Source organism: Sphaerisporangium sp. NPDC049002 (genome assembly GCF_040649355.1).
GTDB lineage: Bacteria > Actinomycetota > Actinomycetes > Streptosporangiales > Streptosporangiaceae > Sphaerisporangium.
This window is the reverse complement of the sequence record NZ_JBEZFH010000006.1, coordinates 37,632-50,139: the sequence shown is the minus strand read 5'-3', so window position 1 is coordinate 50,139 and position 12,508 is coordinate 37,632. Positions and strand designations below refer to the sequence as shown.

10 protein-coding genes are annotated in these 12,508 nt (G+C 68.8%); 6 read left to right on the top strand and 4 right to left on the bottom strand.

Annotated elements, in window-relative coordinates:
• Window positions 1–76: 76 nt before the first annotated feature.
• The 3 genes from AB0B89_RS02710 to AB0B89_RS02700 form a co-directional block, all read right to left on the bottom strand.
• Complete coding sequence (locus AB0B89_RS02710) at window positions 77–2,263, bottom strand: sigma-70 family RNA polymerase sigma factor (protein ID WP_358547170.1); 2,187 nt, start codon at window positions 2,261–2,263, stop codon at window positions 77–79.
• 90 nt (window positions 2,264–2,353) lie between these two features.
• Window positions 2,354–2,686, bottom strand: a complete 333-nt coding sequence (locus AB0B89_RS02705; RefSeq protein ID WP_358547066.1) for a YciI family protein — start codon at window positions 2,684–2,686, stop codon at window positions 2,354–2,356.
• Window positions 2,687–3,038: 352 nt separating this feature from the next.
• Window positions 3,039–3,845, bottom strand: coding sequence for a carboxypeptidase-like regulatory domain-containing protein (locus tag AB0B89_RS02700; RefSeq protein ID WP_358547064.1), 807 nt, complete (start codon window positions 3,843–3,845; stop codon window positions 3,039–3,041).
• Between the two features lie 159 nt (window positions 3,846–4,004).
• Between AB0B89_RS02700 and AB0B89_RS02695 the strand changes: the two genes are divergently transcribed.
• Together AB0B89_RS02695 and AB0B89_RS02690 are read left to right on the top strand one after the other, a co-directional pair.
• Complete coding sequence (locus AB0B89_RS02695; protein WP_358547062.1) at window positions 4,005–5,063, top strand: hypothetical protein; 1,059 nt, start codon at window positions 4,005–4,007, stop codon at window positions 5,061–5,063.
• Window positions 5,064–5,224: 161 nt separating this feature from the next.
• The gene (locus AB0B89_RS02690; RefSeq protein ID WP_358547060.1) at window positions 5,225–6,142 is read left to right on the top strand and encodes a TIGR03619 family F420-dependent LLM class oxidoreductase; all 918 of its coding nucleotides are present in this window, start codon (window positions 5,225–5,227) and stop codon (window positions 6,140–6,142) included.
• 235 nt (window positions 6,143–6,377) lie between these two features.
• On the opposite strand, the gene AB0B89_RS02685 is transcribed toward AB0B89_RS02690, so the two are convergent.
• Window positions 6,378–7,106: a TioE family transcriptional regulator gene (locus tag AB0B89_RS02685; RefSeq protein ID WP_358547058.1), complete on the bottom strand. Its 729-nt coding sequence runs from the start codon at window positions 7,104–7,106 to the stop codon at window positions 6,378–6,380.
• Between the two features lie 290 nt (window positions 7,107–7,396).
• Here AB0B89_RS02685 and AB0B89_RS02680 point away from each other — a divergent pair, with 290 nt between their 5' ends.
• The 4 genes from AB0B89_RS02680 (at window position 7,397) to AB0B89_RS02665 (ending at window position 12,395) form a co-directional block, all read left to right on the top strand.
• On the top strand, window positions 7,397–8,545 hold the full coding sequence (locus AB0B89_RS02680) for an erythromycin esterase family protein (protein ID WP_358547056.1): 1,149 nt from the start codon (window positions 7,397–7,399) through the stop codon (window positions 8,543–8,545).
• A gap of 226 nt (window positions 8,546–8,771) precedes the next feature.
• Window positions 8,772–10,526, top strand: coding sequence for an OPT/YSL family transporter (locus AB0B89_RS02675; protein ID WP_358547054.1), 1,755 nt, complete (start codon window positions 8,772–8,774; stop codon window positions 10,524–10,526).
• A gap of 111 nt (window positions 10,527–10,637) precedes the next feature.
• Window positions 10,638–10,772 (top strand): hypothetical protein, encoded by a 135-nt coding sequence (locus AB0B89_RS02670; protein WP_358547051.1) that lies wholly within the window; start codon window positions 10,638–10,640, stop codon window positions 10,770–10,772.
• 99 nt (window positions 10,773–10,871) lie between these two features.
• On the top strand, window positions 10,872–12,395 hold the full coding sequence (locus AB0B89_RS02665; RefSeq protein ID WP_358547049.1) for a radical SAM protein: 1,524 nt from the start codon (window positions 10,872–10,874) through the stop codon (window positions 12,393–12,395).
• Window positions 12,396–12,508 lie beyond the last annotated feature (113 nt).

Below are 12,508 nucleotides of genomic sequence, written 5' to 3'. Positions count from 1 at the left end.
CCCGCCGTCCTGCAGGGGTGCCGGACCCCCGCCGCCCCGGACCCGCACACCCCGGACCCGTGCGCCACGGTCCCCGTCATCCCGGAGGGAGCTGCGTGAAGTGGTCTCCGCCGGTCCGTAGTTGGTTGAGGGTGTGGCCAGTGGCCTGTTTGAACAGGTATTCGGCCCGTTCGTAGGAGAGCCTGCGGCGGCCGGTCTCGGGGCACAGGTCGCCGGGGGCGGGGGGACGGCCGGGGCCGGGCCTGCGGTCCGACAGGAACAACGGACCACGGCGACGGCCCGCGACGAGGCGGGGGATCAGATCGGCGGTGCCGGACCGCCACTGGATCCAGCGTGACCCGCCGGTCGGCTTCGCGCGCATGCCGGCCAGATCGAGGTCCTCGACGTTGAGCGCGAGCGCGGCGCCCACACCGGCCCCACTCTCGTAGAGCAGCATCCACAAGGTGCGCTCGCGCAGGGCGAGGTCAGGTCGTTCCCACAGCTCCTCGACGCGCGGGCGGTCGATGGGGCGGGTACGTCCCCGGGGCTCGGGCCGCCGCTCGATCCCGGCGGCCAGGTCATCGATTCTTCCTGCTTGCGCGCCGACGGCCAGGTCACCTGGCGGCCGGTCCTGGGCGGCGGCGACCAGGTCATGTGTCCGCCGTTCGCCGGTCGCCGCGGCGCCGGGGGTTCGGGCCTGGGCGGCGGCCCAGGTGGAGAAGGAGCGGACGGCGGCGCGGTGGCGGTTCCACGTGGCGGGGGCGACGTTCCCCCAGGCGGCGGTGAAGGCCGCGACGACCTGTCCCGCGGTCACGTGCGGCAACGGGACGTCGTCCCCGAGTTCGCGGCACAGCCGGCGCATGGTCTGCCCGTAGGAGCGGACGGTCGCGGCGTCCAGGTCGTCACGGGCCAGGAAGGCGCTCGCGGCCCCGCCCAGCGTGACGCCCGTCCCCGGCGTGGCCCCTCCGGCGCCGGTACGGATCGCGGCGGCATCAGCGCAGGTCGCATCAGCGCAAGCGGCGGCATACGCGACATCGGCCGAGGCGGCGGCACACGCGGCGTCAGCGGAGGCGGCGGAGGCGGCGGCGCGTTCGAGGAGGATCTTGCGTTCGGGCAGGTTCAGGGTGAGCGTCGCGGCGCGTTCGAACTCCTGCCTGGCCTCTTCGTGGCGGCCGAGCCTGGCCATCAGATCGCCGCGCACGCTCGGCAGGCGGTGGTACCCCTTGAGCGCCGGCTCGGTGACCAGCGTGTCGGCGAGCGCCAGGCCCGCCTCAGGGCCGTGCGCCATGGCCAGCGCGACGGCGCGGTTGAGCTGCACGACCGGCGTGGGCAGCACCCGGGCGAGGGTCGCGTAGAGTGCGGCGATCCGCGCCCAATCGGTCTCTTCCGCTGTACGGGCGCGCGCGTGGCATACGGCGATGGCGGCCTGCAGGACGTACGGGCCGAGGGGTCCACCGGCCTCCCTCGCGCGCAGCATGGCCGCGAAGCCCCGGCGGATGTGAAGCTGGTCCCAGCGCCCTCGGTTCTGCTCGTGCAGCGCGACGGGCTCCCCCGACGGCCCCGTACGGGCGGCCAGCCGCGAGGACTGGAGCTCCATCAGCGCGACCAGTCCGTGCGCCTCGGCCTCGCCCGGCGTCAGCCCGGCCAGCAGCCGGCCGAGGCGCAGGGCCTCGTGGCACAGGCCCTTGCGCATCCAGCCGTCGCCTGCGGTCGCCACATACCCCTCGTTGAAGATCAGGTAGATGGCCTCCAGGACCGACGACAGCCGCGCCGCCCGGTCCGGCCCCTCGGGAACCTCGAAGGGGAGCCGGAGGGTCGCGATGGTGCGCTTGGCCCGGACGACGCGCTGGGCGACGGCCGCCTCCGAGACGAGGAACGCACGGGCGATCTCCTCGGTGCGCAGGCCGCCGAGCAGCCGCAACGTCAGTGCCACCCGGGACTCGGCCGGCAGCGCCGGGTGGCAGGAGACGAACATCAGGCGCAGGACGTCGTCGCCCACCTCGCCGTCGAGGGTCGCGTCGACGTCGGCCTCGGCGGTGTCCTGCCGCGTGGCGAGCTCGCGGGCGAGCTGCTCGTGCCTTCGGTCGAGCCGCTCGTCGCGCCGCGACCGGTCGATGGCGCGACGCTTGGCGACGGCCATGAGCCAGGCGCCCGGATTATCCGGAACACCCGACTCCGGCCACTGTTCGAGGGCGGCGAGAAGCGCGTCCTGCGCCAGTTCCTCGGCCAGGCCCACGTCGCCCACCATCCGGACGAGCCCGGCGACGACCCTCGCCGACTCCATCCTCCAGACCGCGTCGACCGCGCGGTGGGCGTCCTTGGACGTCACGTGCTCGATCAGAGCACCGGCCCGGCTGGACGCGCGAGCATCCGATCAGTTCTCCGGGCCGAAGACCTGCTGGATGTGAGCCTCGCCGTCACCGATGATCTTCCAGAAGCGCCGGGTGAGCTCGATGGCCTCCTCCTTCGAGCGCGCCTCGATCAGCGCGAAGCTGACGATCGCCTCCTTCGCCTCGGTGAACGGGCCGTCGGTCACGGTGATCTCGCCTCGGGAGGCCGAGACGTGGGTGCCCGCCGGGTCCAGTCCGCCGGTCGCGAGCAGCACCCCCGCCTGGGTCATCTCCTCGACGAACGCGGCCATCTCGGCGTAGACCCGCTCGTCCGGGGGCGCCGCGTCGCCGGCCTTGGTCGTCATGAGGAATCGCATATCCGTATCTCCTTCTGGTGCCAGATGACCGGGTCCTCGCCGGTGTCTGGCTACGCGTCGATCCGGCGCGGCGGAAATCGACACCGCGCCATCTGACCAGGTCGCGAGCATATGTGACAGGGAATGCGATGTGACAGGAAGGGCCCGCGAATCCCACAGGCAGAGCGGGGATCGTCTGGCACAGAGGTCCACGAAATAGCCCGGGTCGTGTCACTCCTCGCCGGAGAACCGCTCCCATGCGGACTGGCGGGTGATCCCGAAAGCTTCGCCGATCTTGGTCCAGGTGACGCCGCAAGCCGATCGCTGTTACAGACACACGCTCCTGGACCTTTGTGTCCTGGTCTTTCGATACCTAGGGCTTGAGGTCGAGTTCGATACGGTGGGAGGTGGTCAGGAATTTCTCGAATACGGTGTCGACGGCCTCGGCGTACTCGCCGGTGTCGCGAAGCCGGATCCGGAGGGGGCGCCCGAGGCTCTCGGCGGTGATCCGGTACCGGCCGATCGGGATGTCCGTCAGGCCGGGTCCGTCGGCGGTGCGCTCGGCTCGCCGCGTGATGACCTCACCGGCCGACCCGTCGATCAGCGGCCCCTGGGGGGTCAGGGTGAGAGTGACGTCCTCCTCGCGCAGGTACTCATCCGGGTTCGGCAGATCCCAGACGTCCATGTTGAAGAGCACCAGGCTTCCGTAGAAGCCCAGCCCGTCGGGCCGTTCACCGGTGAGCCGCCAGGTGAAGTCGCGAATCGCGCCGGTCGGACCGGCGAAGGACGTGTCGTCGTGAGGGGTGAGCTGCATCGTGTAAACGCGGCCCTCGAAGCGCCGGGTCACGGTGCCGGACACCTGGAACGTGGCCGTGGCGACGTTGGTGCTCACCCGGTAGCGACCGTCCGCGTCGGTCATCACGACAAGATTGCTGTTGTGGAGAAACTGGTTGTCGGCGACGATCTCCGCGCCCGCGATGGGCCGGCCCTCCGCGTCGACGACCCGGCCCTTGAGCACCCCGGCCTCCACCCCCGCCGTGGTCTCCTGCCCGGTCGCCGTCTCCTGCCCCGTTGTCGTCTCCTGTCTGGCACCGGTCGTACCCGTCACCTGTTCCCCGCCTCCACCTGCGCAGCCGCTGAGGACCGCGATCAGAACACCCGCGACAATCACTTCACGCACACCGCTCACGCTAGGTGGACGACCTTGTATCCCACTTGGAGCGGACAGCCGGAGACGCGGTTCGCACGAACTCAGGCTTAAGCGGTGCGGCGGCGGTGACGATGGGCCAGGCGGCGGTCCACCAGCGATCTCCAAGTGGGAGTTCCTAGCCTCACGTCCATGAGAATGATCGGCATGAGAATGATCGGCAGCGGGCTCGCGGCCGTTCTGATCCTCGCGGGATGCGCCGAAGAGCGGGCCGAGACCCGTCTGCTGGACGCGATGGGCGAGGTCTCCGGAAACGGCCCCGCCGCCGCGTACTTCGAGTACGGCGAGCCGGCGTGGTGGAACAAGCTTGGTGTGACCGTTGGTTCCGACAAGGAGCCGGGGCGGCGCTGGCTTCCCGCGGTCACCTCCGGTTCCGGCGACCTGGTCAACGCCGGGACCGAGTTGCCGGAGGCGACGGGAGTGAGTCCCTACGCGGGGGACCGGGCGATCGCGATCGGCGTGGCCCCGAACGTGGCCTTCCGCTTCGACGGCGGTTTCAAGGCGGAGGTCGTCCGGGCCAAACTGGAGGGCCTCGGGGCCAAGCCCCGCCGCATCGGCGATCACGACGGCCTTTCGTTCGCCCCCGGCGCGGACGTGAGCCTGGCGAAACTCCCCGTCCCGGTGCGGGGGGTGACCAACCAGTTCAACCAGGTCGTCGTCACCGACTCGACGGTCGCCACGGCCCCGGTCATCGAGCCTCTGGTGGCCGCGCTCGGGGGCGAGAGTTCGCTGGCCGAGAGCCCGAACCACGCCGCGATGGGCGCGTGCCTCGGAGACGTCGCCGCCGCGACCATCACGGCCCCGCAGACTCCCGGAGCCGTGGCGCTGTACGGAGTGGGCCTGCGCCGCCCGGCGAACCTCGAAGAGCGGGCGGTCAACGTGATCTGCGTACTGCCCGTCCCTTCGGCCGGCTCCGCCGTCAAGAAGACGTTCACCACAGGGCTAACCGCGGCCGCCATGTCGCGCGAGGGCAAGACGTTGGGCGAGTTGACCGAGGAGATCACGCATGACGAGGTCCGATCCGGTGACCACACGGTCCTGCGGGCCACTCTCAAGCTGACCGACACCACTTACGTGCTGCTCGCCGCGGAGATGCTCAGGGACGCGAAGCTTCAGTCCCTGGCCGACCCGACCCGGCCGGTGGATCCGTTGGACTCTGTGAACCCAGGGTCCACTCCGGGATCCCCATAGTCGCATCGCGGCCGGTCAAGCCAGGCCCAAGTCCCATCCAAGGGGTGTCGCCTAACGTCTCCCTGGACGCTCGACCGGGAGCGTCCAGGGAGTGAGATGCGTACGCAGTGGCCACCTCATTTCTGACCGGCTTTCCACGGCGAAGTTCCAAGGAATCTCTCATGCAGATCGGATACACAGTCCCGCAGTACGGCGCCTTCGCCGACCCGGATTTCATCCGGCAGGCCAGCACGGATCTGGAGGCCATGGGCTACAACAGCCTGTGGGCGGGCGATCGGATCATGGTGCCGCTCGCGCCCAGCGACCCCTACCCAGGAGGAGACGGCACGATCCCCCCGGCCTTCTCGAATTTCTTCGACCCGCTGACCGCGTTGACGCTGGCCGCCGTCAGCACGCGGGAGGTCCGGCTGGGAACCAGCACGCTCAACGCGCTGTGGCAGCCGCCGGTCCTGCTCGCCCGCATGCTGACCTCGCTCGACCTGCTCAGCCGGGGACGGCTGGACGTCGGCATCGGCCTCGGATGGCTGCGTGACGAATACACCGCGACCGGGGTGCCCTGGCAGGGAAGGGGAGCCCGGCTCGAAGAGACGCTCGACGTGATGGAGGCCGCCTGGGGCAATGGGGTGGTCGAGCACACGGGCAAGCTCTGGACCGTGCCGCCATCGCACATCGACCTCAAGCCCTTCCAGCGTCCGCGCCCCCCGATCCTGCTCGCCGGTTACACGCCCCCGGCACTTGAGAGGATCGGCCGGCGAGCCGACGGCTGGCTGTGCGTGCCGCTGCCCATGCCCTATCTGACCTCCCTGTGGGATGTGGCGCTGCAGAGCGCGGCACGTGCCGACCGGGATCCGTCGGCCCTGCGGATGGTGGTGCGCATCAATCCGATGATCACCGATTCTCCCGCGCCCGACGACCAGGTGCCGTACGTCGGAACCCTGCAGCAGATCGGTGACTACATGCTGGCCGTCGCCGAGGCCGGTGCCCACGAGGTGTTCGTCGACCTGCAGACGACGTCGTCCTCGCGCGACCAGTTCATGGACGTCGCGCACCAGCTCATCACGAGGCTGCACGCCGGCTGAGACCGCGCGCCCGGCTCACGCGACGATCCGTCCGCACTCGACGCCAGCCGCGCCTTGGGTGGGAGGCACCGGCTAACCACCCCCCACGGGTGCCTGGCCCACCCTCGTGCGCGCCGGATCGTCGCCTCGTCGTGTTCTCGTAAGCGGCGAAAATCGCGAGGCCAGGGAACGGGCCGATCTCTCATCGATCTCGATGCTGCCCATTCATGGATTCTCCGCTGCTTGTTGTGGCGGTTCACGTATTCGGTGGATCGCCGGCGTCGCGCTCCCTCAGGTAGGCCTGGAGTTCGGATGCTCCCGTCAGCATCGAGAGGCCGCGCATGGTGAGCCGGCTGCGCCAGTCGCTCAGCGTGGCCTCCAAAGGTGCCACTCCTCCGGCCGACCGCACCTGCGCGAGGAGCGGGGAGATCTGGTTCAGTAGGTACCCGCCGCGCCTGAGCTGGTGAGCCAACTGGACGTCCCGGACATCAGCGGGCGTATAGACGCGATAGCCGGTCCTGGGGTCCCGTCGCGGATGGATCAAGCCGGCCTTTTCCCATTTACGCAGGGTCGCGGGCCGGATCCCCAGTTGCCGGGCAAGCGGCCCGACGAACGTCATCCCGGATTCGGGCGGCGTCGGCAGCCCTGACGGCACCAGGTCCCGGAGTGCTTTCTCGACGGCCGCGAGCGTTCGCCGGTCCTTGAGGAGCTGCGCGTGGCTCTCGTCGATCACCGTGAGGGCCTCCTCGATCGCGTCCTGGTTCACGGCCCGCATGATCGCCGTCGCGGTCTGGTGGCCGTGTGCCGGCGCCAGGGCGGCGAAGGCGCGCAGAGCCAGGGCATGGAGATGGGTGTACACCCGGTACCCGTGGGGCGTTCGGTCCGCTCGCGGAAGGATGCCCGCTTCTTCATAGTTCCGTATTGCCTGCGTGGACAGGCCGTGTCCACGCGCCAGGTCGACCGGCCTCAGCCGCCCACGACTCACGCTGTCTCCACTGTTTGAGGGTTCACCGCAGAAAGCGCGACCAGATGCACCCAAAGTCTACAAGGGAGGTTCAACGATACGGTTGAAGGTACCGCGAATACACCAAGGAGAACGGGATCGCCTTGACCACTCCCCCTTCAGTCCACGATGCCGGTTGGGCCTTCGCCGGAGACGGGGGCGTCGGGACCGCACTCACGAAGTTCCTCCGATCGCTCGCGACGACGCCCCGCCTGCTCGGTCTCGGAGAACCCATGCACGGGGAGGAAGCGTTTCCGCGATTGCGAAATCAGGTGTTCAAGCACCTTGTCGAGCACGAGGGGTACCGGTCGATCGCGATTGAGAGCGACGGTGTGGCCGGCCTGATGGTCGACCAGTTCGTCTCCGGTGGTGCGGGGTCACTCGACGACGTGACGCGGCACGGCTTCAGCCATGGATTCGGAGAGTCAGAGGCGAACCGCGAACTCGTCCTGTGGATGCGGGAGTACAACCGGGACCGTCCCGCCACCGACAGGCTACGTTTCTTCGGGTTCGACGCACCGATCGAGATGACCGGTGCCACCAGCCCAAGGGGTGTGCTCACCGCGCTCCATGGCTACCTCGCGGACCATGTGGACGCCGGTCTGATCCCGTGTTCCGCCGGCACCATCGATCGTCTGATCGGCGACGACGAGCGGTGGACCGACCCTGAGGCGGCCATGGACCCTTCGCGGTCGGTGGGATCCTCCGCCGATGTCACCAGCCTGCGCGTGATCACCGACGACCTTGTGACCTTGCTCATGTCGGAGTCCCCGCGCTTGGTCTCCGCGACGTCGCAGGACGAGTGGTGGCAGGCGTGCCAGTGCGGACGTACCGCCGGGGGGCTGCTTCGTTACCACGCCTCGATGGCCGACCCGTCCGCGACGCGTGTGCCGCGGCTTCTCGGCCTGCGAGACGCGATGATGGCCGACAACCTCGACGCCATCATCGACGACCAGGCGCGGCACGGTCAGACGCTGGTGTTCGCCCACAACCGTCACCTTCAAAAGGACAAGAGTCGCTGGCGCCTACCGCCCGGCTGGGGGCCCTTGAACGGCCGGACGCTGGAATGGTGGAGCGCCGGGGCGATCGTCAACGCGCGACTGGGCGACCAGTACGCCTTCGTGGCCACGGCGCTGGGGGCCGCGCGTCACCATGGGCTCAACGATCCGCAGGCGGACACTCTTGAGGGAGTTCTGTCCACCCTCCCGGGGGACCGGTACGTCCTCAACGCCGAACGCCTGTCCGCGGCTCTTGGCAGCACGGGAACCGAGTTGGCCCTGCGAACCGACAACTCCACCGACCACGGCTACTTCCCGCTGGACCCCGACTACCTGGAAGAGACCGACGGGGTCATCTTCCTCAAGCGCATCGCCGCAGATTCACCGTGGATGCCGGCCCCCGACGCAGGCAGCGGCGCCTGACGGAACACCGGGCCGTCGCCGCCGGCGATGAAGTCGGACGACAGACACCAAGCGCGAAGAAGCCGAACACCTCTTCTCGGCCTTCCTCGGAAATCATCCGGCATACAGCCGTAACGTGGCGAGTTCGTGCTGTGAGCGCCTCGCCCGCCTGGCCATAGTGATCTTGTAAAAGGGCCTTGACCGTGGCTTGTGGTCATCTTAGTGTGAGTTCTCGACAGCTACATTGATGCTTATCAATGTAGAGCCGTCCACGGCAGGCCGGGAGAGGCACTCTATGCGAGAGAAAGAGCGCGCCCCGTCCTCCTCGCCGGAAAATTCGATTGACTTTCTGGACCCCTTGCCCGGCTGGCGGGGATCACATCTGTCAGCCACACTGGTCGGCCTCGGAATCGGCGTGCTGCTGTGTGTGCTCAATGTGCTGGTGCTCTTCAGGACGGGAACGTCTTTCGGCGGATCGGCTCTGGTCGCCGCGCTGGGCGCCGCATTGCTCAGGCTCATCGGAGCGCTCAACTGGCAGGCCCTTTTCGTCGTCTTCTCCATCGCGTCCAGCGGATATGTGGCGACGGCCGCGCTTGACACCGGAATCGGCGCCGTGGTGCTGCGGTCCGGTGAATTACCGGCCTGGGGAATTCTCATGATATCGGCGATGGCCGCCAATATCCTGGGTATCGGGCTGGGTGCGCTCGTCGCCCGCACGCTGGTGATCACCGAGCGGTTGCCCTACCCCACGCTGAGGCCGGCGATCACCTTGATGGCGTCGCTCAGCAGCCCGGCGGGGCAGGAGGGCAGCCGACTCGGCAGGACGCTCCCCATCGCCGCGGGTATCGGTGCCGCCTCGGCTGCGGGCGTCGCCGCCTGGGGCCATGAGGCCACGCCGGAACTCTTCGGCTCCGGGACGCATCTGGCGCTGGCTCTGTCGCCGTTGCTGTTCGGCTTGGGATTCCTCATCGGCCCTCGCGCGTGCGCCTGGCTGGCGGCCGGCTCCTTTTACTCCCTCACGGTGTGGTTCGTCCAGGACCACTCGGCGTCGGCCGGACCGGTGGCCTACACCCAGCATCTCGCCTATCCCTGGGTGCTCGCGGCCGGAGTCGGCCTGATTCTCGGCTACTCGGTCGCCGCGATCGTGCGTGTTCGTGGCCCGCTGATGCGCTCGCTCCGCAGCGGTGACACAACCGGACGCCTGGTCGCGGGCCGTCCATGGCTTACCCGATGGTGGGGTGCCGCCGCCCTCGCCGTCGTCGCCCTCGCCGCAATGCTGTATCCCCCGCTTCTCAGGTATCTGGGCTTCGGGCTGCTGACACTGCTGCTGCTGGTCACGCTCACCGTCTTCCTCACCCGAGCCGGTGGAGAGATCGGCCTGGTGCCACTTGCTCCCGCGCTGTACTTCAGCGTCGCGGTGTTCGCGGTGTCGGGGGCCGATCCCGTGGTGGCGGTGCTCGCCTCCTCCACCATCTGCTGCGCCGCCATCGCCTCGGTGTACTACACCTACTCGGCCAAGGTGGCGCACGAGCGGCCCGCCGGGGTGGCGGAGCCTCCCGCCCGTCTGACCAGGTGGACGCAGGTGGTGGGCGGGCTCGCCGGGGCGGCGGCCGGCGTCATGGTGATCGCGGTCCTCACCCGCGCCGGGGTGATCGGCGGTGACGCCTTCCCGGCTCCCGTGGCGATCGCGGTCCAGTTCGTGGACTCCACCGTGCGGGGCTCGTCGGACTATCCCGTCGCCGTCGCCGTCGCGATGGCGGTGACCGGTCCCATCGGCGCGGGACTGGCCTTCACCACGGCCATGCCCACGATGCTCGGGCTGGGCGTCCTGCTCCCCCCGGCCTACTCGCTCACCATCGCGGCCGGGGGCCTGGCGCAGTGGCTTCTCACCCGCCGCAACCCCCAGCGTCGTAGCGGAACGGAGATCGCCGCCTCCGGCCTGATCATCGGAGAAGGTCTGGTCACCGTGGCCGTGCTCGTCGCGAGGGAGGTCTTGCGGTGACCCATGGCCTCCATCCGGGGCTCGTGCCCCACCACCGACTCTCCCTTCCGCCTCGCGGTCGGGAGTTGGCAGGAGAGCGCGGCAGAGACCATCGAGGAGGAGGTGATACACATGATCGCAATTTCCATGATCAAGGACGCGGAAGTCTCGGAGAAGCAGCCCGACTGCTGCACCGCCATGCGCGGCCGAAAGAACCTCGATGTCCAGACCAACGTCATGGTGGGCGACCCGGACGGCTGCGAGTAGCAGCGAAAGCCCCCTTGAAGAACCCGTTCCCACGGGTGCCACCTGCCGCGCTCTCCACTTCCCGGCAACTCCGTGGACACCGTTTCTGGGAGAGACCCCATGCTAGTGAGCCCGAACACCGTCACCTTCTCGGTGGCGCTGCCCGAAGGCACCCTCGATCCGAGTTACCTTGACGAAAGCGGCAAGGTCAGCGTCCTGGCCAACGCGGTGTCCGGATCGATGGACATCGTCACCCCAGCGGAGATCACGGCGCTGGAACGGCTGCGCACCGGAGACCTCACCGATGCCGACAGCACCGTCATGGCCGGACTGCTCGAACGCGGGTACATCTGCGCCGACGCGGACGAGGACGATTCCCGGTACCGCTCGATCGTCGACGGCTACTTCGAGGCGATCCAGCAGGCACCGTTCCAGTTCATGTTCATCCCCTCCTTCGTGTGCAACCTCGCCTGCCCGTACTGCTTCGAGGGCGAGCTGACCACCAAGAGCCCGCGCATGGACGAGGAGATGATCGACGCGGCGTTCGACGCGATACCGATGATCCAGGAGTTACACGACAACTCAGGCCCGCCGTACATCACCCTGTTCGGCGGGGAGCCACTGCTGGACACGGCCTACCAGCGCGGCGCGGTCGAGCGGATTCTGCGCGGTTCCTACGACCGCGGCTATCCGGTCACCGCGATCACCAACGGCGTGGCCCTGGACAAGTACGTGCCGATGCTGCTGCGGTACGGCTGCGAAGAGGTCCAGGTCAGCCTGGACGGCACCCCCGAGATCCATGACTCACGCCGGGTCTTCAGGAACGGCAAGCCGACCTTCGAGCTCATCGAACGCGGCATCGACGTGGCGGCCGACGCGGGTCTTCGCGTGCTGGTCCGGGTCCTCATCGACGACGAGAGCGTGGAGGCCATGCCGCGCTTCGCGGAGTTCGCCCAGTCGAAAGGCTGGATCGACCACCCGAAGATCCGCATGTTCCACGGGTTCACCAAAGCCATCACGTTCCTCTACGTCACCCCTGACCACCCCGAGGAACAGCGCAGGCGCATGGTCAGGGGCGATGTGAAACCTGGGCTCCAGGAGTCCTTCTACCGGATGCTTCGGGCCAACCCGCTCGTGGACCGGATGCTCGAACCCGACCCCGCCAGAATCCGGTCAGCTGTCATGGAAGGTGACCGGGTGCGGCCCAACCTGCAGGGGTGCAGCGCCGGCACCAGTGTCGTGGCCTTCGATCCCAACGGCAAGGTCTACGGCTGCCCGGAGACCGTGGGCCGTCCCCAGCACGCCTGCGGGACGTTCTTCCCCGAGTTCAGCTACGCGGGGGGCTACAGGGATCCGTGGCGGCACCGCCACGTCGACACGGTGCCCATGTGCCGGGACTGCAACGTCAAGCTGTTCTGCGGTGGCGGTGGCTGCCCCATCAAGGCGTGGGCGGCCAGCGGCGGTGACTTCAACACGTGCTACTGCCCGAAGGTGTCGGCCATCAAGACCCGGGTCGAAACCGAGCTTGCCTACCTGCTGCCGATGGCCCTGCGACGCCGGCAGGACAAGGCCGCGAGATCCGAAGGAGGAGAGGGAACGTGGGAGCAGATGACGCGCGTGGGTTCATTTCCCTGGATGAGCTGACCCGGCCGCGGACATCCGTGGAACCGGACGCCTGCGGGTGCGGCCCGGATCCCGCGGGAGAGGCCGCCGGGTGCGGGTGCGACGCCCCGGAGGCGACCCCGGTCAGGCGGGTC

Coding starts and splice junctions, on each gene's coding strand:
- AB0B89_RS02670 (WP_358547051.1), top strand. CDS start 10,638: ATGATCGCAATTTCCATGATCAAGGACGCGGAAGTCTCGGAGAAGCAG.
- AB0B89_RS02690 (WP_358547060.1), top strand. CDS start 5,225: ATGCAGATCGGATACACAGTCCCGCAGTACGGCGCCTTCGCCGACCCG.
- AB0B89_RS02695 (WP_358547062.1), top strand. CDS start 4,005: ATGAGAATGATCGGCATGAGAATGATCGGCAGCGGGCTCGCGGCCGTT.
- AB0B89_RS02710 (WP_358547170.1), bottom strand. CDS start 2,263: ATGGAGTCGGCGAGGGTCGTCGCCGGGCTCGTCCGGATGGTGGGCGAC.
- AB0B89_RS02665 (WP_358547049.1), top strand. CDS start 10,872: ATGCTAGTGAGCCCGAACACCGTCACCTTCTCGGTGGCGCTGCCCGAA.
- AB0B89_RS02675 (WP_358547054.1), top strand. CDS start 8,772: ATGCTTATCAATGTAGAGCCGTCCACGGCAGGCCGGGAGAGGCACTCT.
- AB0B89_RS02705 (WP_358547066.1), bottom strand. CDS start 2,686: ATGCGATTCCTCATGACGACCAAGGCCGGCGACGCGGCGCCCCCGGAC.